The following is a 23,467-nucleotide window of genomic DNA, read 5'->3' as shown; positions in this document are numbered from 1 at the left end:
ATGAGAAAGTACCGGGCAGATTTGCATACGCATACTGTTTTATCTCCCTGCGGAGACTTGGAGATGAGCCCGGTTAATATTGTTCAAAAAGCCAGAGAACGTGGAATTGACATATTGGGAATAACGGACCACAATTCAACATTGCATGCACCGCTAATTAAAGAATTGGCTGTAAAGGAAGGAATTATGGTTCTGATGGGAGCAGAGGTAACCACCAAGGAGGAGGTACACTGCTTGTGCTTTTTTAAGGATGAGGACAAACTTTCGGATTTTCAGAAATACCTGGATCAACATTTGCCAAAAATACCTAATGACGAAAATAAATTCGGATACCAGGTAGTGGTTAATGAAAAGGAAGAAATTGTTGATGAAGTAGAATGCCTCCTGATTTCAGGATTGAGTCAGAGTATTGAAGAAATTGAAAGAAAAGTTCATGATTTGGAAGGATTATTTATTCCTGCTCACATCAATAAAATGATGAATAGTATCATCAGTCAATTAGGGTTTTTACCTCCCGATTTGAACGTGGATGCATTGGAACTCTCTCATCATATAACAAAAGAAGAGTTCTTAAAAAAAAATAAGTATTTGAGCGAATACAACTTTATTAAAAGTTCGGATGCGCATTATGTTGAAAATATAGGCAATACGTGGACTAATTTTTATCTAGAACAATTGAATTTTGAAGAGGTAAAGAAGGCGTTGAGAGGTGAAGGGGGAAGAAGAGTTGAAATAGAATAAAATATGCTGTTGGCTTTTAGCCTTTAGCTATTAGAAAGTGATGAAGGATTTTAGGAAGTTAAATATTTGGCAACAAGGAGTTACGATAGTGAAAATGACTTATCGAATTGTTGATTTGCTCCCTGAAACTGAAAAATATGGATTGAGAAGTCAGATGTGTAGAGCAGCAGTTTCAGTGCCTTCTAACATTGCTGAAGGATGCAGTAGAAACAGTGATTCTGACTTTAGGCGATATTTAGATATTGCTTTGGGATCTCTTTTCGAATTAGAGACACAATTGATTATAAGTGAAGAGCTTAAATTTGTAAAAGAGGATGAAATAAAAGAAATAATTGATCTGATTCAAAAAGAAGAAAAAATGGTCAATAGTTTAATAACAAAGCTAAAAGCCAATGGCTAATAGCTAAAAGCTGATAAAATTGAAAGATTTGTCGATGCATATTATGGATATCATCCAGAATTCAGTGAGAGCTGAAGCATCTTTGGTTGAATTGAAAATTACAGAAAGTATGAAAGAGGACTTGTTTTCAATCTCAATTAAAGACAATGGCTTTGGAATGTCTGAAGAGATGCTGGCGAAGGCGATTGATCCATTTTTTACAACCAGAACCACACGAAAGGTTGGGTTGGGCCTGTCTTTGCTAAAGCAAAATGCGGAAATGACAGGAGGAAGGATGGAAATCAGTTCGAAAGAAGGTGTTGGGACTGAATTGGAAGCAATTTTTTCGCACAAGCACCTTGATCGCCCTACATTAGGAGATATTGCGGGAACAATGGTTTTGTTGGTAGGAGCGAATCCGGAAATGGATTTTATTTACACGCATGTTACCGATGAAGGGGAATATGTTTTTGATACAAAAGAAGTGAAGGAAGTTTTGGATGGTATGCCGATTTCGGATGCGAATATCATGAAATACCTGAAGGAAATGATTAAAGAGAACCTAAACACAATATTATATAGATAATTAAATTCTAACCTTTAATAATTTGAGATTATGGCAAAAGTTAAATCCCTTGCAGATCTGAAGAAGATAAAAGAAGAGCTGCATGCAAAGATGGATCTTAGGGAGAAAAGCAACGATCCGGAAGCTCAGGTGCAAATTAAAGTTGGTATGGCAACTTGCGGAATTGCATCAGGAGCAAAAGAGGTAATGGAGTTTCTAATTGAAGCTACAGCCAAAAGAGGTATTAATTCTATTGTTACTCAAACAGGTTGTATGGGATACTGCTATGCAGAACCAACAATTGAAGTAACAATGCCAGGTAAAGAGCCTGTTGTTTTTGGAGATGTTGATCTTAAGAAAGCTGATGAAGTTATTGAAAAATACATCAAGCAAGGTGAATTAGTAGACGGCATTATTCCTGTTAACTACAAAACTATTGACAACAACTAACAAAAGAAAACGCAATTATGGAAAAGTACAAAATGCATATTCTTATTTGTGGAGGTACAGGATGTCGTGCATCTGCAAGTGAGGCTATTCAAAATAATCTACAGGATGCTCTAAAAGCTAAAGGGCTTGAGGAAGAGGTTCAGGTAGTAATGACAGGTTGCTTTGGATTTTGTGAAAAAGGGCCAATTGTAAAAATTCTTCCTGATAATACCTTCTATATTGAAGTTAAGCCTGAAGATGCAGAAGAAATTATCGAAGAGCATATCATTAAAGGACGTAAAGTAATGCGTTTGCTTTACACCGATCCTGAAAAGAAGGAAGTTGTTAGTGACTCTAAGCATATGGGATTTTATAAAAAGCAGATTCGTATTGCATTGCGTAACTGTGGTTTTATTAATCCTGAAAATATCGATGAATATATTGCTACTGAAGGATACGCAGCTCTTGGAAAGTGTTTGACAGAGATGACTCCACAGGCTGTAATCGATGAAATTAAGGAATCTGGTCTTCGTGGACGAGGAGGTGGGGGATTCCCAACAGGTTTGAAGTGGGAATTTGCTTCTAAAAACGATGCTGATCAGAAATATGTGGTTTGTAATGCTGATGAGGGAGATCCAGGAGCATTTATGGACCGTTCTATCCTTGAGGGAGATCCACACTCAGTACTAGAGGCAATGGCTATTTGTGGTTATACAATGGGTGCTGATAAAGGTGTGATCTATATCCGTGCTGAGTATCCACTGGCAATTGAACGTTTGAAAGTGGCTATCGCTCAAGCTAGAGAATATGGTTTGTTAGGAAATGATATTCTTGGTTCTGGTTTTAACTTTGATGTTGAAATGCGTTATGGAGCTGGTGCTTTCGTATGTGGTGAGGAGACTGCATTGATTCACTCTATGGAAGGTCTTCGTGGAGAGCCTACTGTTAAACCTCCATTCCCAGCGGAATCAGGTTATAATGGAAAGCCTACAAACGTAAACAACGTTGAAACTTTCGCCAATATTCCTGTTATCATTAATAAGGGTGCTGGTTGGTTCAATAAAATTGGTACAGAAAAATCGACTGGTACTAAAGTATTTGCTTTGGCAGGTAAGATCAATAACGTTGGTTTGATCGAGGTTCCAATGGGAACCACTCTTCGTGAAGTAATTTACGAAATTGGTGGTGGTATCAAAGATGGTAAGAAATTCAAGGCTGTTCAAACAGGTGGTCCATCAGGTGGATGTTTGACTGAAAAACACTTGGATACTCCAATTGATTTTGATAACCTTCTGGCTGTTGGTTCTATGATGGGATCAGGTGGTATGATTGTAATGGATGAAGATGACTGTATGGTTTCTGTTGCAAAATTCTACCTTGATTTTACTGTTGAGGAATCATGTGGTAAGTGTACTCCATGTCGTGTAGGTAACAAGCGTTTATACGAATTATTGGATAAAATTACTGAAGGAAAAGGTACTAAGGAAGATCTTGATTTATTGAGAAATTTAAGTACTGTAATTAAAGATACTTCTCTTTGTGGGTTAGGACAGACATCACCAAATCCTGTTCTTTCTACAATTGAAAACTTCTACGATGAATATATCGCTCACGTTGAGGAACACAAATGTCCATCTGGTCAGTGTAAGGCATTAATGCAGTATGTGATTGATCCTGAGCTTTGTGTTGGATGTACGCTTTGTGCTCGCAACTGTCCGGTTGATTGTATTGCCGGAGATCGTAAGGAAGCTCACATTATCGATACAGCTAAGTGTATCAAGTGTGGTGCTTGTATGGAGAAATGTAAGTTTAATGCGATTAGCATTCAGTAAGGAGGATCTTAAAATGGAAAAAATGATCAAATTAACCATTGATAATAAACAAATAGAAGTACCTCATGGAACTACTATTTATGAAGCAGCAAAGGAGTTAGGAATCGAAATTCCAACGCTTTGTTATATGCACTTGGGAGATATGGGCATTGAACACAAGCCTGGCGGATGTCGAATTTGTGTTGTTGAGGTAGAAGGCCGTCGTAACTTGGCACCTTCTTGTAACTCAAAATGTGAGGAAGGAATGGTTATTCATACTCACAACATGAGAGTGTTAAATGCTCGTAAAACTGTAATGGAGTTGATGCTTTCTGATCACCCATTTGATTGTTTGGTTTGTGCAAAATCAGGAAATTGTGATTTGCAAACCATGGCGCACCAGTTTGGCGTACGCGAATTACACTACAAAGGTGAACAGTCAACTTATAAAGTGGATTACTCTCCATCTATTATCCGTGATATGGATAAGTGTATCATGTGTCGTCGTTGTGAAACAATGTGTAATGATGTACAAACTGTAGGAGCTCTTTCTGCAGTAAACAGAGGTTTTGAATCTGTTGTAGCTCCAGCTTTCGAAATGGATTTAGAGAAATCAACTTGTACTTATTGCGGTCAGTGTGTAGCTGTATGTCCTACAGGTGCATTAACTGAGAAAGATCACACGAATCAATTGATTAGAGATCTTGCTGATCCTAAGAAAACTGTTGTTGTGCAAACAGCTCCTGCTGTACGTGCTGCTTTGGGTGAAGAGTTTGGAATGGAAGCTGGTACTTTGGTTACCGGTAAAATGGTTTCTGCATTACGCAGATTAGGTTTCAATAGCGTATTCGATACTGATTTTGCTGCCGATCTTACAATTATGGAGGAAGGTACTGAGTTGCTTGAACGCTTGCAGAAACACCTTGATGGAGATAAGGATGTTAAACTTCCTATCTTAACTTCATGTTGTCCAGGTTGGGTGAACTTTTTCGAGCACCACTTCCCAGATATGAAGGATATTCCTTCAACGGCTCGTTCTCCTCAGCAAATGTTTGGCCCTATTGCTAAAACTTATCTTGCAGATAAGATGGGTGTGAAGCGTGAGGATATGATTGTTGTATCAATTATGCCTTGTTTGGCTAAAAAGTATGAGTGTCAGCGTGACGAGTTTAAAGTAGATGGTGATCCTGATGTAAACTATTCAATTTCTACTCGTGAGTTGGCGAATTTGATTAAGCAAGCTAATATGGATTTAACAACTCTTCCAGAAGAAGATTTTGATAATCCACTTGGTGAATCAACTGGTGCAGGTGTAATCTTTGGTGCTACAGGTGGTGTAATCGAAGCTGCTGCTCGTACTGCTTACGAAGTTTATACAGGAAAAACTCTTGAAAAGGTTGATTTCGATGCATTGCGTGGTATGGAAGGTATCCGTAGCGCAACTGTAGATTTCGATGGTCTTCCAATTAATATTGGTATTGCTCATGGTTTAGGTAATGCACGTAAACTTCTTGAAGATATCAGAGATGGTAAATCACAATATCATGCAATTGAAATCATGGCTTGTCCTGGTGGTTGTATTGGTGGTGGTGGTCAGCCATTGCACCATGGCGACTCTTCAATTTTGAAGAAGCGTGCGGCAGCTCTTTATCGTGAAGATGAAGGAAAAGCAATCCGTAAGTCACATGAGAATCCATACATTATTAAATTGTATGAAGAATTCTTGGGTAAGCCATGTAGCGAATTATCTCATAAATTGTTGCATACTCATTATTTTGATAAGAGTAACGAAATCGAGATTGAATAAATTATTTTGAACCGTCTGGATTATTAAATCCAATTAATATAAGGAGTTTATATTATGGCAAAAATTAAATTAGCAAAATCCAAAGTGGATACACTTGTGGAGATTTGCAAATCATTTAATAATGAAGGAAGCGAGTTGATTAATGTGCTTCATAAGGCTCAGGAGACTTTTGGTTACCTGCCTGCGGAAGTTCAGGAAATCATTGCTCGTGAATTGAATGTAGCTGTTGCTCATGTTTATGGTGTTGTAACATTTTACTCATTCTTTTCAATGGTACCTAAAGGAGAATTCCCAATCTCAATCTGTATGGGAACTGCTTGTTATGTAAGAGGTGCTGAAAAAGTACTGGAAGAATTCAAGCGTCAACTTGATGTGCCAGTAGGAGAAACCACAGAGGATGGTAAATTCTCTATTAGTTGCTTGCGTTGTGTAGGAGCTTGTGGTTTAGCGCCAGTTGTTACTATCGGCGAGCGTGTTTATGGACGTGTTGCTGCTGGTGATGTAGCAGATATCATCAAAGAGTATCAATCGTAAATACCTGATTTGATATAAAATTAAACCCTCTGGCAGTTTTGTCGGAGGGTTTTTTGTTAACGTTTATTAACAAGTAAATGTTAAAACTTGTTAAATAAATAATAATGTGATACTAATTTATAGGATATTTTGATGATTTTTGTTGCCTTAAGAGACTGGAATAGTAGCTATTGAAGGAAGTTTTATAACGATGCAATTGCTGTTATTTATTTCTAAATGAGAAAATGCTTTGATTATTCCTTTTAAAGGTTTATTTAGAATTTAAGGTATAAAAAAAGCCGTTTCAAATTTGAAACGGCTTTTGAGATTATAAGATTAATTTCTAGTTATCCTTATCGTCTTCATCCATTGTTGGGTTGAATTCCCACATGTCATCAAAGTAAAAACCTGATGTACTACCTGTAGTAACAAAACCTCTGTTGTTTAAGGTAAATGCAACAGCATCCTGTCTTGCTTGAACTTCCGGACTTTCAAGCTCTGTCTTTTCATCCCACTCATCTCTGCTTGGATTATACTCCCAAACGTCTCTTTTTAAACCAGAACTTACACCAGTTGCGATATAGCCTTTACCATTGATTACAAAAGAAACAGCTTGTGAGCGTTGTACATCTTCCCAACGGTTATCATCATCAAGATCTTCTTTTCTTGTCCATCCATTAAATGTATTGGTCACTTTTGCAGGATCATACTCCCATACATATTTCATGCTGTTTTCTCCTGAAACAACGTATGCTTTGTCTTCAATTACAAATGCTGTAGAGTTTCTCGATTTTTCACCATCAAATGCTATTTTTGTCCAATTTCCATCGTATTTGTAGAAATCTTTCAAACGCGTACGGTCTTCACCTTCCTGGAAACCATAACCAGTACCAACGTATCCAACACCATTAATTGAAAAAGCAATGGCACCTTGTCTTGCTGATGGGCCTCCTGTCATATCAATTGCAGTTGAATTCCAAGTATCTGTAGTTGGGTCAAATTCGAAGAAATCACCCAATCTTTCATCATCATCATCTACTCCAAGACCAACGTATACTTTTCCGTTAGCTTCGAAAGCTACAGCTTCTCTTCTTGCTACACCAGGGAAATCATTCTGAATTTTGCTCCAACCATCTTGAAGACTGTACTTGTAAAACGTCTTTAATACGTCCTTTCCATCATAACCTGTACCAACATAAGCGTAATCACCAATTACAAAGCTTACGGCACCGCTTCTAGCACGTCCTTCAAATGAAGAACTTTTAATCCAGTTACCCACTAAATCATTATCGCTACCACAGCTGGTAAAAAATAGAGATAATGCAAATAATACTATTAATAGTCGTTGTTTCATTTGTTATGATTTTATCAATTAATTTTTAATTTCTTACTAGTGTTTAAAACATCCTAAAATTATGTAGACGACAAATATAAAATAAAAATCCATAAGTTCATTTTTAGACAGTAAAAATAAGCTGTATTTAACAAATTTTACCAATTAAAGAATAAATTCGATAGTGTCAATATTTTATTTATATTTGTGCGTTATCCAAAAATATGACAAAGGTTGGTAATTAATCATAAGTTGGTGTTAGCTCCTTGGGTTATATGATTCGTATTTTAAATTATGAGAATGAGAACAAACCATGTACTTTTATTGCTGTTAACACTAAGTTTATTTGTTAGTTGTAACTCAAACAAATTTGAAGAACATAAAATCGGAGACAATTTGATTGATGAAAACTCGGAAGTTGTTCTTATCGATTCGCTCACGATAAAAAGTTCAACTGTAATCTTAGATTCCTTGGTTACTTCGGGGTTTAAAAAAGCTATTTTGGGAAGATACCAGGATGAATTCTTAGGAGATGTAAAAACAGAGTATTATGGTGTGCTTGATTATGGCGGTGGATTTAAAAAGCCAGTAAGTAGCGAAGGGGCTAATATTAACATAGAGTTCGATTCATTGGTGTTTATGGCATATCCAAATAAAGAATATTTTGGAGATACATTACAACCGCAGAGAATAATAATTAATCAATTGTCAGAGGAAATTGAATTGCCGGATAATGAATTTTCTTATTATGCTCATTCTAAATTTGATTACAATGAAAACCCACTTCTGGATACAGAGTTTGTTCTAAAACCAGTTAAACAATCAAAATTTGACCAGATTATAGATAGTCATGGAACAAATGGGGATATTGATTATAGTGAAAAATACTATGGCAAAGGTATCTTCATAAAAATGGAAAATGCAGATGCAATTGCATTGGGTAAAGAAATTGTAGATTCTGTTAATACAGAAAGTGAGATATTTAATAATGAGAACCAATGGCATAAGTTTGTTAAGGGTTTGATTATTAGACCGGGAGATGAAAATACGGTGATGTGGCAAGCTCCAATTGGTGATGGGAAGTTGAAATTAAGACTGTATTATCATGAAACAGATTATGAAGATGCAGGGAAGCAAAAGTTTCATGATTTTCAAATTGTAACAAACGGACCAGACGAACAAATGAGTTTTACAAATTATTCCTCTGATCGTTCAAGTACACCGCAGGGCTTAGATCGCTTAATCAAACAAGAGAATGAATTGGAGTCTGAGCAGACTGATCATTTAACATTTATTCAAGGTGGTATTGGTTTGTATACCAAAATAAACATTCCTTACATAGAAAACCTAAAAAAATTAGGAATAGCTGGAGGCGTTTTAAAGGCAGAATTAATAATGTATCCCGGAAATGATAGTTTTGATGATGAATTATTCCCTTTGCCTACAGCTGACAAAGATTCTAGAATAACAAGTTTGATCTTGTATAACACAAATGAAGATAATGAATTTAAATCGGTTATTCCTGGTGTTAACAATTCGGCTTTAGCCTTTAAGGTAAATGATAACCTTCAGAATAAGGACGAAACATTTTATTCCGTTGATGTAACTTCTTATGTGAATAATGTTGTTGTAGGCGGTAAGGAATACGAGGATGCTATTTTGATTGGGATTCAGAAGGAGGCTGTAGGAAATACATATGATCGTTTGATTATTGAAGATGATCCGGATTCTGATTATAGGATGAAATTGAAGGTAACCTACGTAATTCAGCGATAATAGTGAGAGTTAAGAAAAATATTTACAAAATATATGGCTAGATTAATGAAAAGCTTAAAATCTGTTGGTAAATTCTGCTTTTTGTCAGTAATGGGAATAATTTTGATCTCTTCTGATCTTAAAGCACAAAATAATACAAGTTCCCCATATTCTTATTATGGCTATGGAGAGTTGATGACTCACGATATTGTAAACTCTACTGGTATGGCAAGTTTGTCATATAGTGATGGTAGTGTTTTAAATATAAATAATCCAGCTGCGCTTTCTCAATTAGATAGCTTGAAGTTTATATTCCAATTTGGAATGAGTGCTAAATTTAGTAGGTTAAAGCAAGGGAATGACGATGATACCTTTAATGATTTAAACTTTTCTAAATTAGCATTTGGTTTTAAGGCAGCTCCTGGTTATGGTGTGGCAGTTTCTTTAGTTCCCTATACAAGTTTAGGCTACGATATCACTAATGTTGAGTTTATTGAAGGAGGAACAGACTATGTTGTTCGTTCTTTAAAAGGAACTGGAGGACTAAATCAATTGGTGTTATCAAATGGTTTTCAACTTACGAAGAATTTATCTTTGGGTGTAAATGGGATTTATATATTTGGAAATAATAGCAGAGACGAGTCAATTCTACCGCAAGGTGGAACTGCTTCAACTTACCTAAATACTTCAAAGTTAATTTCATCGGGATTAAATTTTAATGTCGGTGCGCAATATCAATTCAACTTTAAGGATAACTCTATTGTTCTTGGGATGAAGTATCAACCCAAAATTGGAATTAGAGCCAAGAGAGAGGTTGAGGTAGTGAACTTGGGGACGATTAGTTATAAAGACACGCGTCATGGAAGATATGAAGTACCAGAAATATTAGGCCTTTCTTTAGGGGTTAACAAAGGAAAGCAGCTTTGGTTTGGAGCCGATTATTTATTAGAAAAATGGAGCGAAACTAAAAAATTTGAAAAGGAGAATCAGTTGGTTGATCGTAATAAGTTTTCATTTGCAACCATATATAAAGCAAATGATGGTTATGCAACCAAGTTTTTTAAGAAGTTGACCTATCGTTTTGGAGCGTTTTATGATACTGGCTACATGGAGGTTAGAGACGAGAGGATTACGACAAGAGGCTTTAGTTTTGGGGTAGGGATGCCATTGGCAAGAGGAAAAGGAATGATTAATATGTCATTTGAATTTGGTCAAATGGGCTTAACTGCCAATAATCTGGTAAGAGAGGATTATGGAAAAATTAATATAGAACTAAACTTGTTTGAAAACTGGTTTATTAAGAGAAAATATCATTAAAAAATATATATGCTTAAATCGAAACCCTTGGAAAAACCCAAGGGTTTTTTTTGTGTTAAAAATTTAAATAGAAAATTTGGACCTCAAACTCCAATTTGTAATCATTTCAAAATAATAATGATTAATTTTGTGCTGAAAACTAACAAAATACTATACAACTCAAATGTTGTTTAGCACTTGAGTTGAAGATATACAGCGAATAACATGAAAATGATCTACAAACCTCAAGAGTATCGGATTAAGGATGAAAGGATGAAACCTTTTATCGATGAATCTGAAATTTGGGAAATGCTTGAAGAAGCTGACGCATCGAAGGAAAATGTTCGTCGAATTATTAAAAAATCACTTGATAAGAATCGACTGAGTTTACAGGAGACTGCTGCACTTTTAAAAACTGAAGACCCTGAATTGATTGAGGAAATTAAAGAAGGAGCTCGTACATTAAAAGAGAGAGTATATGGTGATAGAATTGTAATTTTTGCTCCTTTATACATCGGAAACAAGTGTACCAATAATTGTACTTATTGTGGGTTTAGGGCATCTAATAAAAAACAAAAAAGAACCACTCTTTCACACGATCAGATTATAAGTGATGTAAAAGCCTTAGAGGATAATGGCCAGAAGCGTTTGATATTGGTGTATGGTGAACATCCAATGTATGATGCCGGTTTTATTGCAGATTCCGTAAAAACGGTCTATACGGTAAAATCAGGTAATGGAGAAATCCGTCGTGTGAATATTAATGCTGCACCTTTGGATATAGAAGGATATAAGAAAGTGAAAGATGCAGGAATTGGGACTTATCAAATTTTTCAGGAAACTTACAATCGTGAAGCTTACGCGAAATATCACATCAGTGGAAAAAAATCTGATTTTGATTGGCGACTGACAGGTTTAGACCGAGCACAGGAAGCATTAATCGATGATGTTGGAATTGGTGCCTTGTTTGGACTTTTTGATTGGAAATTTGATGTAATGGGCCTGGTGCGTCATGTAAATCATTTCGAGGCGTGTTATAATGTTGGTCCACACACCATCTCATTCCCCAGAATTAAGGCAGCTTCAGACTCTACAATCGATCCAAAATACGAAGTTAGCGACGAAGAGTTTATTCGTTTGGTGGCTATTCTAAGATTAGCAGTACCATACACAGGATTAATCCTAACAGCTAGAGAAACTCAAGAGATTCGTGAAGAAGTAATTCGATTAGGAGTTTCACAAATTGATGCAGGTACCAATATCCAGTTGGGAGGGTATAGCGAAGAATCTAGAGAAGAACAGAAATTAGATCATGAACAATTTGAGATAGGTGATACCAGAAGTCTTGGAGAGGTAATTGATGAGCTTTTGGATAAACAATACTTGCCTTCATTCTGTACAGCTTGTTATCGTAAAGGAAGAACAGGGGAGCATTTTATGGAATTTTCTGTACCTGGCTTTATCAAGAGATATTGTACACAGAACGCAATTCTTACTCTTGCAGAATATCTTGAAGATTACGGTACTCCGGAAATGAAAGAAAAAGGATATAAATTAATTGAACTAAAGAAAAAAGAACTAAAAGATACTCAAAAGGTTGAGCAGCTTGAAGAACGTTTAGAACTGGTTAAGAAAGGTGAACGCGACCTTTATTTCTAATCATTTCATTGGATTTTGAGTTTATAAAATAGTGCATTTTTTTGTAACTTATTAATGCCCTATTATCTAATTCAAAATTCAGTAAGGATGATAAGATCAACAATTCGAATTTTTGGGATTCTTATCCGCGATAAGGATAAAGAAAATGGCTGTGTTCAAGAAATTCTGGCTCGATACGTTAATTCCATAAAAACCAGGTTAGGTATTTATGAGGTTGAGCATTCAGAAAGTCACCCTTTTGGCCTGATGTTAATTCAGGTTATTGGTTCAGAAGAAGATATGGATCGGTTCGAAAAAGAAATATATGCAATCGAAGGTGTTGAGATTCAGCATATGTTTTTTCAACCTTAATCTAAAAGAAAATGTCCGACTATTGTCGGACATTTTCTTTTAGATGGCTTTTTCTAAATCAATATAGAAGTTGGCTCCTTTTCCAGGTTCGCTTTCGCACCAAACTTTACCTCTCATTGCTTCTACATATTTCTTAACGATGGATAATCCTAGCCCGGTAGATTTTTCGCCACCAGTTGGTTTTGAGCTTAGTACTTGAAATTTACCAAATAGTTTCCCTTGATCTTCGGCCGAAATACCTGGTCCTTCATCGCTAACCAAGGATCTGATTTTATCGCCTTCTTCCCAGATTTTAATATGAATATTTTTGTTGTTTGGAGAAAACTTAATGGCATTGGAAACCAAATTCTCATAAACTTGTGTCATGTAATTAGGGTCTACCATTGCATAGGTGTCATTCACATCAAGCTGCAAATTTAATTGTTTTTGTAGCAAGTGATCTTTAAAATTCAAATTCACCATTTCGATCAACTTCTTTAAGTTCGTTTTTTCGAGTTGCATATTGATAGACTTCGATTCAATTACACCTATATCCAGAATTTTAGAAATCATTTGATTCATTCTTTGAAGGGCTTTTAACATGAATGAAACATTTTCTAAATCCTCAGAATTATTATCAGCAGATAGTTTGTCTTTTAAATATTCTGTAATGGATATGGTTGATGTTAGTGGATTTTTTAAATCATGAGCAATAATCCCAATGAGATGATTCTTTTCATGATTTAATTCTGTTAGTTCTGCATTCTTAATTTGTATTTCTTCTTTTTTCCTTCTAATATCCTTGTTGGCCTTTTGTAATGTTTTACTTTGAGCTTCAATCTTTCGATACGATTGTGCATTTTCCACTGCTATACTTGCATATACTGCAATGTTTTGTAATAAAGACAAATGATAGTTTTGGTAAGCATTGGTCTTGAAACTTTGTACTGTAATTACCCCAATTGTTTTATTTTTCACCTTAAGCGGAAGGTAGATTACAGATTTTGGAGTTCCGGATTTCTCAATAGGAATAATTTTGGTGATGTATTTACGATACTCTTTCTGTAAATCTTTAATGAATACATCTTTTTGTTCTTTATAGCAGTAAATTGCCAACCTGGTATCATCTTCCATAGCAAATTCAACCGAGTCCAGATTTGTTCCATCTTCTTTAATTCTAGGAAATACCAAGTTATTGCTCTCTTTCTGATAGATTCCGATTCCAAAAATGGCCGCATCCATTAATTCATTTACCGATTCGTATACTGTATCAATGATACTTTCAACAGATAAATTAGCTGTTATCACTTTACCAATATCATTCAAGTGAATCAGGTTGATATAGGATTTCTGAAGGTTGTGTGCTTGTTCGCTAATTTCATCTTTTTGCTTGGCCAGAATTTTGTTTTGAGATTCAATTTCAAATTTTTGCTCACGAACTTCTTTTGTTTTTTCAGTAACTAATTTTTCTAGCTCGATTCTTTTTTGTTGAATGTTTCGAATTCGAGCCATCATAATCAAGTAAACTACAAGAGCTAAAACTAAAATTTCAAGAGCAATTGCCCACCAGGTCTGATACCATGGAGGCCTAATCTTAAAATGATATTCATAAGGAGATGAAGTCCATTTGCCATCACTATTCGAAGCCATTATTTTAAAAGTGTATTCTCCGGGCGGAATTCTGGAGTAGATAGCTTCACTCTTATCACTTACTGGCGACCATTCCTGATCCAGGCCTTCCAATTTCCATTTGTATTTTACTTTCTCGGGGGCTTTATAACTCAATGCCTCAAATTTAAAGGTAAGATGATGCATATCATGTGTTAGGTTGAGATCCTGTGGTAAGGGAAACCAAGGATTAACACCACACATGCATTTGCTGTACTTTTCATCTCTCCAATTTACTTTTCGGAAGAATAATTTAATATCAGTTAATTGAATAATTGGAGGGTTTGGGTTAACAACATCTTTGGTTGGGCTAAACATCATGGCGCCATTAATGGTTCCAAACCATAGGTTTCCCTTTTTGTCGATATAATTACATGAACCGTTGTTTTCTACTCCAACAAAGCCATCAAATTTGTTATAATGCCTGATGCTTTCAACAGCACTGCTATCATTGTAGTTTATTCTGTCTACACCATTTTGCGCTCCAACCCAAATGGTTCCGTTTCTATCGGTAAGAATAGAGTATGCAATGTCCGAACTCAAACCGTCCTCTGTGGTGATATAGCTCCATTTGTTTCCATTCCATTTGTTAATTCCACCACTAAAAGTAGCCGCCCAAATGTTACCATTTGTATCTTCGGTTACCTGCATTACCCATTTGTAATTTAAACCATTGGTTTCATCAAAGTTGATTACGGTATCCTTATCGAACATGCTTAATCCCTGGAAGTGAGAGAACCAGGCACGATTTTTTGAATCTACGAAAACATTGGTGATTTGATCGGTTTTTAAACCATGACTTTCTGTTGTAATTTGAGTTCTATTGCCAGCTTTATTGTAATGTATCACTCCAAAACCTTGAGTAGTAAACCACATTTCTCCATTTTTTTCGAGAATATCAATAATACCTGTTCCAACTGGCAATCCATAACGTTGCGATACCTCTCGAAATCTTGAGCCATTAAATTCGATTAAACCATTGAAGCCAGCCATTAAAATATTTCCATTTGGCAGCTCGTGAAAATCACGAATGTTTAAAAGACCGGGATGGTCAGTGGGAGTATAGGATTTTCGTTCGTTTCGTTTGTACTGAACGATTCCTTTTCCTGATATGCTAAACCAATAATTGTTTTTAGAATCCTGCATAATTGCTCGAACAATATTGCCTCCTACATCATTGGTAAAATCGATGGATTGGAATTTGTTATTGCCATACTTGATCAAACCATTCCCACTTGTGGTCATCCATATATTTCCTTCCCTATCCTCAACAATGTTGTTAATAAATGGATTAATCAAACCTCTACTGGCATCTATTATTTTGCTATGCTTTTCATTAATGACCAAAACTCCGGTTCCAAAAACACTAATCCACAATCGCTCATTCGAGTCGAGTGTTACTGAGCCGATATTTTGAGGTCTAATATTGCTTGGCAGATCAATTTTTTGTGGTTTTCCATTTACCATTTTGTAGAAAACAAATCCGTAATTCGGAATGAAATTCGAAAACCACAATTGATTCTTCTCATCCATTAAAGCTGGAACTACAACTTGTCCTGTAAATTCAGGAAGATCGTTAAGTGGTGATCTGGAGAGGGTTTCATCTTTAAATTCAAATAAGCCATCTATGGTAATGATGTAAATTGTTCCTTCATTATCCATTAAAATGGTTCTCACTTGAGTTCTGTTTAAAACATTTTCGTGCTTTTTAATAAAGTCCTTAAACTGGCCTTTTTCCCTGTATATGATTTGTCTATCATTCAAATCGTTTCCCAAGGCCCATATTCGTCCTTTTTTATCTTCGAAAACAGTAAAGTAAACGGCATTTGGAACATTATCATCAATTCCATAGTTTTTAAACGATACGCCGTTAAAACTGCTGATACCTACACTTGTTCCAATCCATAAGTTTTCTTTGGAATCCTGATGTAGGGCCCTGATGTTATTATCGGCCAAACCATGTCGACGATCGTAAGAAATGAACTCTTTGCCATTGAAGCGAGAAATACCACCACCATTGGTTCCGAGCCATAAATTTCCTTTTTTGTCCTGAATTAAACTAAAAACTTCCGATTGAGGTAAACCCTCCTCGAGGGAATAGTTTTGGAAGCTATACTGTTGCGCTTTGGAATGATGATTGGGGAGTAAAATCAAACAAAGAACCATACAAAACACCACAAAATATCTCATAATACTCCTTTAAATGTAACTAAATTTGCTAATGCATTTTAAGGTACAATTTTTTTAAAGGAATTGAAAGTGTTTGTATGGACGAATGGGGTAGTTTTTTGTTATTTACCTGTTAATATTTTATTTCAGACTTAGCTAATATTTTGCCATGTGAATCTGAAAATAATGATTTCACTCATTGTCGCATGAAAATTGTCCTGGTAATTTTTAGAGTCATGGTTCGAAAGTTAATGCCACTTAGTAAAGACAAATTGAATTTATTGAATTGTGCTTTCTTGATTAAGAATTTTTCCTTCTGTTTGCATAGTGTCTCGAATCTCCCCATTCTCCATAACCAATCACTCCATCGGCCATGTTAATTCTGGCTTCCATGCAGTTTGTACAATCATCAGCACCTTCATCAATACAAGGTTTGTTCTGATAAAGCAAATAGTTAGCTCTTTCGTTGGTTGGAGTAATATTTGGCATGATGATGTTGGCGCCAATTCTTAAGGCCTTTTCTCGTCCCAGAGGATCGATAGCTTGCAGGGCTGTAGCTGATGCAATGTTAATGTCTTTCATTAAAATGCGTAAAACGGCAATCATTTTAAGAGTTAATCTGAATCTGTCATTTAAACTCATCAATTGATCGCGGTATTCATATAATGGAGTTTCATCATGCTCAATAAATGGTCCCATTCCTACCATGTCAATGTCAAACTCTTTCATGAATAGCAAATCGTTGGCCAAGTCTTCATACGTCTGAAATGGAATACCAATCATTACACCTGTTCCCGTTTGATATCCGATATCCTGTAAATCTTTCAAGCATTTTAATCTTGTTGCATGAGCATGATTGTCATTCTTGGGATGAATTTTTTCATACAATTCACGATTACTCGATTCAATTCTTAGTAAGTATCTGTGAGCTCCTGCATTGAACCAACGCTGGTAAGTTTCTTTCGTTTGTTCACCCAGGGAAATGGTTATCCCAAGTTCGTTGTTGCTAAGTATTTTTATTTCTTTTAGCAGATTCTCAATTCTGTCAACAAATTCTTTGTCCGATCTTTCCCCAGACTGCAGAACTACCGATCCGTAGTTGTTATCGTAAGCAAATTTAGCTGCCTTTAGTATCTCTTGGTCAGCAATGTCATATCGGTCAACATTTTTGTTGCCTGCTCTAATTCCACAGTACAAACAATCCTTTTTACATATGTTCGAGAATTCAACCAAACCTCTGAAATGAACATTTTTTCCAATGTAATTAAGCTTAATTTCAGATGATTTGGCAAATAATGCCTTCTCATCTTCTCCGGCTGATTTTAACAATTGGATTATATTTTCTTTTGTTAATGAGTCTTGCTCCAGGACCTGTTGAATACTTTTTGACATCTGATTTTGTATCTGTTGTTTCTCCGACAAAAATAATTATAAAATTCTAGCTTTTTGTACCATTGGATACATTTTGGAATAAAACACTCTTAAATCTTAATATTGTACTTTTCGAAAACGTTTGAGTAGGAATGAGATAGTAATGCTTCTAAATAACAATATTGATAAGCGAAAATCTAAATTTTACTTACGGATTGTTTGATAAATCAGCTTAATAGGAGCAGATTATTACTATATTTGTCGGAAAGTTGAAAAACTATTAACAACAAAACATGATAAACGAACAGTTACTTAACCCCCAAAGTATAGTTGTAGTTGGTGGTTCCGATGATGTACAAAAACCTGGTGGAAAGGTTTTGAAAAATCTTATCGATGGAGATTTTAAAGGCGATTTGTATGTAGCTAATCCAAAATTGGATGAAGTACAAGGTGTTAAATCATTTAAAGATCCAAAGGATCTGCCTAATGTAGATCTTGCGATTTTGGCTATTGCAGCTAAATTTTGTCCTTCTACAATTAAATTCTTAGCAGAAGAGAGAAATACTCGTGCATTTATTATTCTATCGGCTGGATTTAGCGAGGAGAATGAAGAAGGTGCTAAGCTGGAACAAGAGATTGTTGATACAGTAAATTCTGTTGGAGGTTCATTAATTGGCCCTAACTGTGTTGGTGTATTAAACTCAAACTACAATGGTGTTTTCACCACTCCAATTCCTTCTTTAGATCCTAAAGGATGTGATTTCATTTCAGGTTCTGGTGCTACTGCTGTATTCATTATGGAGTCTGGTGTTCCTAAGGGATTGTCATTCTCCAGTGTTTACTCTGTAGGTAACTCGGCACAAATGGGTGTTGAAGAAATATTAAAATACATGGATGAAAGCTTCGATCCGGAAACAAGTTCGAAGGTAAAGCTTTTATACATTGAAAATATTGATAAGCCTGAAATGCTATTGAAGCACGCTTCATCTTTAATTCGCAAAGGATGTAAGATTGCTGCGATTAAATCAGGTAGTTCAGAAGCTGGTAGCCGTGCTGCTTCATCGCACACAGGTGCTTTGGCTAGCTCTGATGTTGCTGTTGATGCATTGTTCAAGAAAGCTGGTATCGTTCGTTGTAGCGGTCGTGAAGAATTGGCAACTGTTGCGTCAATTTTCATGCATCCTGAATTGCAAGGCAAGAATGTTGCTGTAATCACTCACGCAGGTGGTCCTGCAGTAATGTTGACAGACTCTCTTTCAAACAATGGTTTAGATGTTCCTCATATTGATGGTCCCAAAGCAGATGCATTGTTAGAGAAACTATATCCAGGTTCTTCTGTGGCAAATCCAATCGATTTCCTGGCAACAGGTACTGCTCAGCAATTGGGTGATATTATTGATGCTTGTGAAAATGATTTTGATAACATCGATGCAATGGCTGTAATTTTCGGTAGTCCTGGATTATTCCCAGTATATGATGTATACGATCTTCTTCACGAGAAAATGAAAGAGTGCAAGAAGCCAATCTATCCAATTCTTCCATCGGTAATTAATGTGAAGGACGAGATTGAACACTTCCTGGCTAAGGGTAGAATCAACTTCCCTGATGAGGTTGTATTTGGTAACGCATTGGCGAAAGTATACAATACACCAAAACCACAGCCTGAAGAGATTGCTCTGCCAGATGTTGATGTAGCAGGAATTCGTAAGATTGTTGACGAGGCTGATAACGGATATTTAAGTCCTGAGCAAATTCACAACTTGTTAGACGCTGCAGGAATTGCACGTGCACAAGAAGGTGTTGCTGATACTGAAGATGAAATCGTTGCTTTGGCTAAGAAAATAGGCTTCCCATTGGTGATGAAAGTTGTTGGGCCAGTTCACAAATCAGATGTGGGTGGTGTAACCTTGAATGTGAAAGATGAAGAAACTGTTCGTTCTGAATTCAAGAGAATGATGCAGATTAAAGATACATATGCTGTAATGTTGGCTCAAATGCTTAGCGGTACTGAGGTATTCATTGGTGCGAAACGTGAAGAGAAATTCGGTCACATGGTATTGTGTGGTTTAGGAGGGATCTTTATCGAGGTATTAAAAGATGTAAAAGCATCTCTTGCTCCAATTTCAACAGAGGAAGCACACGAAATGATTCAAGGATTAAATTCATATGGAATCATTAAAGGTGTAAGAGGTCAGGAACCTGTGAATGAAGATCGTTTTGCTGAAGCGGTAACTCGTGTAGCAGCATTAATGAAAGTTGCTCCCGAAATCTTCGAAATGGACTTGAATCCACTATTGGGTAACAAAGATGCGGTTACGGCTGTTGATGCTCGTATCAGAATAGAAAAAGAATAAAAACGATTTGTGATGAGAAAGTGGAAAGATCTGAATAAGAACGAAAAAATGTTGATCAGTTTTGTAATTATCCTTTTAATAGGGATAGCGATAAAATGGAAAGAAGTGAAAACAGGATTCTTTCAAGGTCTGGACAACTACACAGAACAATCAGAATAATAAATACAATAGCATGGGAGAATTCTCATGCTATTTGTGTTCAAAAAACAAATAACATCTAAATATAAAATAATGAAAAAGCAGGATATTATCTTTTGGTTGGGATTCGTATTGTTGTTCTTGCCATTTTTTGTATCTCAAACTGTTTTCGATTTTTATATCGATTTTAATAAGGAACATGGTATGATAACCAGTTTCATCAAGTTTGCCATTTTAGCAACCATCGGTGAGGTAATCGGCTTGCGTATTCGAACAGGGAATTACTATCAAAAAGGTTTTGGTATAATTCCTCGTGCTATCGTTTGGGGATTCTTAGGTTTAACCATTAAGCTGGCATTTGTAATTTTTGCAACCGGTACTCCGATCTTTTTATCATACCTTGGAGTTGAAGGTGCTATTGAGGCAATGAAACAGCCTTTTACAGTAACAAAACTATTGGTGGCTTTCTGTATAAGTGCTTTTATGAACCTTATTTATGCACCAGTTATGATGACCCTGCATAAGATTACCGATACTCACATTGTTGATAATGGAGGTACTGTCGTAGGATTACTACGTCCAATAAAGTTTTCAAATATTTTTGTGAATTTAAACTGGGATGTTCAATGGAACTTTGTATTTAAAAAGACAATTCCATTTTTCTGGATTCCAGCCCATACAATTACCTTTTTGTTGCCACCAGATTTCCAGGTTTTATTTGCAGCGGTTTTAGGTATTGTATTAGGCGTATTGCTTGCTATTGCGAGTTTGAAAAGTGCCAAATAGTTTTAACTTTGTAGAAGAAACAAGAAACACACTAACATAAAATATTGTCCTATGAGTAAGATTGGATTGTTTTACGGACCTGAAGGCGGAAATGTGGATAAGGTCGCTAAAATTGTAGCTGAGAAGATAACTACTAAAAAAGTTGAAGTTCATTTGGTTAAAGAAACCGACGCTGAAAAATTGACTGAGTATTCAAATATCATCATGGGAATTTCAACTCTTGGAAAACATACCTGGTCATCTGATAATTCGGGAAATGATTGGGACGATTTTTTACCAAAATTGAATGGTCTAGATCTAAAAGGTAAAAAAATTGCTCTCTTTGGTTTAGGAGATCATATTGCTTACGCAGATTTCTTTGTTGATTCAATGGGAGATTTGGCAGAAGCAATTAAACCTACAGGAGCCGAAATGATTGGTCAGGTTAGTGACGATGGCTATGAGTTTAACGAATCAAGAGCATTTGTTGATGGCAAATTTGTTGGCCTGCCATTGGATGAAGACTTTGAGTCAGACCTTACCGAAGAAAGGGTAGAGAAATGGTTAGAAGTTATTCTTCCTGAATTTGAATAATATTTTATCGAGTATAAAAAATATAAGAGGCTGACGGTATTCCGATCAGCCTCTTTTAATTTGTAAGATAATGAAGCTTTAATGTGACGAATTGAAACATTTAAAACGATTACTTTGTTTAGATTGCAATCAAATAAGAGTTTGATGTTTTAATTTGTTATTAAAATTCGTAAAATTGCATAAAATTAGTAAGGTGAGTAATAGTGATGCTTAAGCATTGAAAGATTTTGAGATGGAAAAGCGAAAAATCTCACCAGCTATTAACCTTTACCACAAAAATAAAGTGAGATGAAAAACACCCCCATAAATAAAGAAGTTGTTGATAAACAATTAGCGTATTGCGGAATTAGTGATATGGCTGATGCAACAATTCGTGATATTGTTCGTGTTGTAAATTTAATTCAGGAGGAAAGTGGAGAGAAGTTCATTAGAATGGAGATGGGAGTTCCTGGATTAAAACCTGCAAAAGTGGGGATTGAAGCAGAGAAAAAAGCTTTAGAGGAAGGAGCTGCTTCGGCATATCCAATGTTAGAAGGTGTTAAAGCTTTAAAAGAAGAAGGTTCTCGTTTCGTAAAGAATTTCATGAATATCGATGTCAAAGCTGATGGTATTGTTCCAACTGTTGGTTCAATGCAGGGTGGATATGCAGCTTTTATGGCTATAGGAAATTGTGATCCTAAAAAAGATACCATATTGTTTATCGATCCAGGTTTTCCTGTACAGAAAACACAGTTGGAGGTAATGGGACAGAAATATGAATCATTCGATGTTTACAATTACAGAGGAGAAAAGATAAGAGAAAAATTAGAAGAATTTCTTTCGAAAGGTAATATCGCTGGAATGATTTATTCAAACCCTAACAATCCGGCATGGATTTGCTTTAATGAAGAAGAACTTAAAATTATTGGTGAACTAGCCAATAAATATGATACGATCGTGATGGAAGACCTGGCATATTTTGCTATGGATTTCCGTTCGGATTTAGGTAAACCAGGTGTTGCACCTTACCAACCAAGTGTTGCAAATTATACAGATAACTATGTGTTGATGATTTCGAGTTCAAAAGCCTTTAGCTATGCTGGTCAACGTATTGGTTTGCTTTGTATTTCAGATAAACTGTATAGTCGCAAGTTCGAAAACCTTGAGAAAAGATTTGGTGGAACTGGTGAATTAGGATATACAATCATCTATAGAATTATTTATACTTTATCATCGGGTACTTCACACTCGGCACAATATGCTTTGTGTGCGATGTTGAAGGCTGCGAATGAAGGAAGTTTTGATTTTATCAATGATGTGAAAGAGTATGGTGAAAGAGCTCAGATCATGAAAAAGATGTTTCTCGAAAATGGTTTCGAGCTGGTTTATGATACGGATGTGAATGTACCGCTTGCTGACGGATTTTATTTTACGGTTTCATATCCTGGTATGACAGGTGCTGAGTTGAATAAAGAGTTATTGTATTATGGAATTTCAGCAATTTGTTTGAACGAAACTGGTAGCTTGAAAGAAGGACTAAGAGCATGTGTTTCTCAAATTTCTCGTGATCAATTCAAGGATCTTGAATTCAGATTAAAAGAGTTTGAAAAACATCATCAATTTGAAAGTAAATTAAGCTAAAAAAGATATAATGTTTTAATCCTTAATGGATTATATTATTTAGACTGATTGTAAATTCTGGTGTTTAGGTGTAAGGAATTGAAATTCAGTTGATTTAATGAGATGATAAATTGAAAGCTGAATCATTAATATTGCTTTTAATTTGTTACCTTTAGAGTGTAAAAACATTT

19 protein-coding genes are annotated in these 23,467 nt (G+C 35.8%); 16 read left to right on the top strand and 3 right to left on the bottom strand.

Going from position 1 to position 23,467, the window contains the following annotated elements:
- From NQ163_RS02990 to NQ163_RS02960, 7 genes are read left to right on the top strand one after another with little or no spacing between them, the layout of a single operon-like run.
- Complete coding sequence (locus tag NQ163_RS02990) at positions 1 to 741, top strand: PHP domain-containing protein (RefSeq protein ID WP_268188809.1); 741 nt, start codon at positions 1 to 3, stop codon at positions 739 to 741.
- 40 nt (positions 742 to 781) lie between these two features.
- Positions 782 to 1,141 carry a four helix bundle protein gene (locus NQ163_RS02985; protein WP_268188871.1) on the top strand — a complete coding sequence of 120 codons (360 nt, stop codon included), beginning with the start codon at positions 782 to 784 and terminating at the stop codon, positions 1,139 to 1,141.
- A 19-nt stretch (positions 1,142 to 1,160) separates the two neighbouring features.
- A complete protein-coding gene (locus NQ163_RS02980; RefSeq protein WP_268188808.1) occupies positions 1,161 to 1,706 on the top strand; it encodes an ATP-binding protein in 546 nt (181 codons plus the stop codon).
- Positions 1,707 to 1,736: 30 nt separating this feature from the next.
- On the top strand, positions 1,737 to 2,135 hold the full coding sequence (locus NQ163_RS02975) for a (2Fe-2S) ferredoxin domain-containing protein (RefSeq protein ID WP_110360354.1): 399 nt from the start codon (positions 1,737 to 1,739) through the stop codon (positions 2,133 to 2,135).
- A gap of 17 nt (positions 2,136 to 2,152) precedes the next feature.
- Positions 2,153 to 3,946, top strand: a complete 1,794-nt coding sequence (locus NQ163_RS02970; RefSeq protein ID WP_268188807.1) for an NADH-quinone oxidoreductase subunit NuoF — start codon at positions 2,153 to 2,155, stop codon at positions 3,944 to 3,946.
- A 22-nt stretch (positions 3,947 to 3,968) separates the two neighbouring features.
- The gene (locus tag NQ163_RS02965; protein ID WP_326493313.1) at positions 3,969 to 5,732 is read left to right on the top strand and encodes an NADH-dependent [FeFe] hydrogenase, group A6; all 1,764 of its coding nucleotides are present in this window, start codon (positions 3,969 to 3,971) and stop codon (positions 5,730 to 5,732) included.
- A gap of 54 nt (positions 5,733 to 5,786) precedes the next feature.
- A complete protein-coding gene (locus NQ163_RS02960; RefSeq protein ID WP_268188806.1) occupies positions 5,787 to 6,266 on the top strand; it encodes an NADH-quinone oxidoreductase subunit NuoE family protein in 480 nt (159 codons plus the stop codon).
- A 322-nt stretch (positions 6,267 to 6,588) separates the two neighbouring features.
- On the opposite strand, the gene NQ163_RS02955 is transcribed toward NQ163_RS02960, so the two are convergent.
- Positions 6,589 to 7,599, bottom strand: a complete 1,011-nt coding sequence (locus NQ163_RS02955) for a Kelch repeat-containing protein (protein ID WP_268188805.1) — start codon at positions 7,597 to 7,599, stop codon at positions 6,589 to 6,591.
- Positions 7,600 to 7,878: 279 nt separating this feature from the next.
- Between NQ163_RS02955 and NQ163_RS02950 the strand changes: the two genes are divergently transcribed.
- The 4 genes from NQ163_RS02950 to NQ163_RS02935 all read left to right on the top strand — a co-directional run bounded on the left by NQ163_RS02950 (position 7,879) and on the right by NQ163_RS02935 (position 12,639).
- On the top strand, positions 7,879 to 9,354 hold the full coding sequence (locus tag NQ163_RS02950) for a DUF4270 family protein (protein WP_268188804.1): 1,476 nt from the start codon (positions 7,879 to 7,881) through the stop codon (positions 9,352 to 9,354).
- A 45-nt stretch (positions 9,355 to 9,399) separates the two neighbouring features.
- Complete coding sequence (locus NQ163_RS02945; protein WP_268188803.1) at positions 9,400 to 10,650, top strand: hypothetical protein; 1,251 nt, start codon at positions 9,400 to 9,402, stop codon at positions 10,648 to 10,650.
- A gap of 204 nt (positions 10,651 to 10,854) precedes the next feature.
- The gene (hydG, locus tag NQ163_RS02940) at positions 10,855 to 12,288 is read left to right on the top strand and encodes a [FeFe] hydrogenase H-cluster radical SAM maturase HydG (RefSeq protein WP_268188802.1); all 1,434 of its coding nucleotides are present in this window, start codon (positions 10,855 to 10,857) and stop codon (positions 12,286 to 12,288) included.
- An 87-nt stretch (positions 12,289 to 12,375) separates the two neighbouring features.
- A complete protein-coding gene (locus NQ163_RS02935; RefSeq protein ID WP_268188801.1) occupies positions 12,376 to 12,639 on the top strand; it encodes a hypothetical protein in 264 nt (87 codons plus the stop codon).
- Positions 12,640 to 12,678: 39 nt separating this feature from the next.
- On the opposite strand, the gene NQ163_RS02930 is transcribed toward NQ163_RS02935, so the two are convergent.
- On the bottom strand, positions 12,679 to 16,476 hold the full coding sequence (locus NQ163_RS02930) for a sensor histidine kinase (protein ID WP_268188800.1): 3,798 nt from the start codon (positions 16,474 to 16,476) through the stop codon (positions 12,679 to 12,681).
- A gap of 279 nt (positions 16,477 to 16,755) precedes the next feature.
- Positions 16,756 to 17,847 (bottom strand): [FeFe] hydrogenase H-cluster radical SAM maturase HydE, encoded by a 1,092-nt coding sequence (hydE, locus tag NQ163_RS02925; protein WP_268188799.1) that lies wholly within the window; start codon positions 17,845 to 17,847, stop codon positions 16,756 to 16,758.
- 272 nt (positions 17,848 to 18,119) lie between these two features.
- On the opposite strand from hydE, the gene NQ163_RS02920 reads away from it, so the two are divergent.
- The 5 genes from NQ163_RS02920 to NQ163_RS02900 all read left to right on the top strand — a co-directional run bounded on the left by NQ163_RS02920 (position 18,120) and on the right by NQ163_RS02900 (position 23,297).
- A complete protein-coding gene (locus NQ163_RS02920) occupies positions 18,120 to 20,180 on the top strand; it encodes an acetate--CoA ligase family protein (protein WP_268188798.1) in 2,061 nt (686 codons plus the stop codon).
- 12 nt (positions 20,181 to 20,192) lie between these two features.
- The gene (locus tag NQ163_RS02915) at positions 20,193 to 20,339 is read left to right on the top strand and encodes a hypothetical protein (RefSeq protein ID WP_268188797.1); all 147 of its coding nucleotides are present in this window, start codon (positions 20,193 to 20,195) and stop codon (positions 20,337 to 20,339) included.
- Positions 20,340 to 20,411: 72 nt separating this feature from the next.
- Complete coding sequence (locus tag NQ163_RS02910) at positions 20,412 to 21,104, top strand: hypothetical protein (protein ID WP_268188796.1); 693 nt, start codon at positions 20,412 to 20,414, stop codon at positions 21,102 to 21,104.
- Between the two features lie 51 nt (positions 21,105 to 21,155).
- Positions 21,156 to 21,677: a flavodoxin gene (locus NQ163_RS02905; protein WP_268188795.1), complete on the top strand. Its 522-nt coding sequence runs from the start codon at positions 21,156 to 21,158 to the stop codon at positions 21,675 to 21,677.
- 288 nt (positions 21,678 to 21,965) lie between these two features.
- Positions 21,966 to 23,297, top strand: coding sequence for a pyridoxal phosphate-dependent aminotransferase (locus NQ163_RS02900; protein ID WP_268188794.1), 1,332 nt, complete (start codon positions 21,966 to 21,968; stop codon positions 23,295 to 23,297).
- Positions 23,298 to 23,467 lie beyond the last annotated feature (170 nt).

Origin of the sequence: Marinifilum sp. D737, assembly GCF_026672275.1 — a bacterium.
Classification (GTDB): domain Bacteria; phylum Bacteroidota; class Bacteroidia; order Bacteroidales; family Marinifilaceae; genus Marinifilum.
Note: the sequence above shows the minus strand (reverse complement) of the source record. Positions and strands in the feature narration are given on the sequence as shown.